Origin of the sequence: Caballeronia sp. AZ10_KS36 (genome assembly GCF_023631105.1) — a bacterium.
Classification (GTDB): domain Bacteria; phylum Pseudomonadota; class Gammaproteobacteria; order Burkholderiales; family Burkholderiaceae; genus Caballeronia.
In genome coordinates this window covers 1-892 of record NZ_JALQDQ010000007.1, presented here as the reverse complement: position 1 = coordinate 892, position 892 = coordinate 1, and the positions used below count along the sequence as shown (strand labels likewise).

Genomic DNA, 892 nt, shown 5'->3' with positions numbered 1-892 from the left:
AGCGTCGTGTGCGCGTTCGCGTCGATCACGCCGATGCGGCTTGCCTGCGCGTGCAGCGTCGCGTTCAGGCGATTGCCGCCCGTGAAATCCGCCCGCGCGACGATATCCGAAATGCCGAGCGCCGCGACGCCGCGCGTGCCGTCGATGGTCACGTCCCCGGCGCGGCGTTTGATCTGCGCGTAGCCGGTCGCGGTCGAGCCGAGCGAGAAGTTCCAGTCGCCGTCGAAAACGAGGTCCGTGCGCAGCGACGATTCCTCGCCGGTCATCTCGCGCCGCACTTCCATCAGGCGCGGCACCGAGAGATTCGTGAGCGTGCCGGCCGATTGCATGCGCCCGTTTTCCAGCGCGAACGACTTGAGAGTAAGCACTGCGCCCTCCGCGACGAGCCTCGTCGCGCCGAGCACGATGCGCTTCGGCCCGTAGCTCACCGCGAGCGGCGCTTCGAGATTCACCGACGGCGTGCCCTTGTTCGACAGCTTCGTGATGGCGCCGTCCCAGTGCGGGCCGTCGGCGGCGTCGGTGAACTTGCCGTTCGCGCCGAGCGCCAGATTCACCGCCTGACCCTGCACCTTGCCGGTCGCCGTGACCGCGAGCGTGTGCTGCATGCGCGTGCCGTTGAGATTGGCGTCGAGCGTGGCGACTTCGATGCCCGTCGTGCTCGCGTCGCGCGCCTTGAGCGTGAAGACGAGCGGGCCGTTCGCGCCGTCGCGGATATCGGCGCGGCCTTCCGCGTGGCCGAGCCGGTTCGCACCGAACACGACGCCATCGGCCTGATAATTCGCCGCGACGTTCGGATGCGCGAGCGAGCCGGTGAGATCGCCGTCCGCCTTCACGGTGCCCGCGATGCCGAAGCCGAGCCGCTCCAGCTGCGGCGCATCGACGCGAAAGCGCA

Annotated in this window: 1 pseudogene; it reads right to left on the bottom strand. The window is 69.2% G+C overall.

Going from position 1 to position 892, the window contains the following annotated elements:
* Window positions 1-892 (bottom strand): annotated as a pseudogene (locus tag NCR35_RS04560) (translocation/assembly module TamB domain-containing protein); the annotation flags it as partial.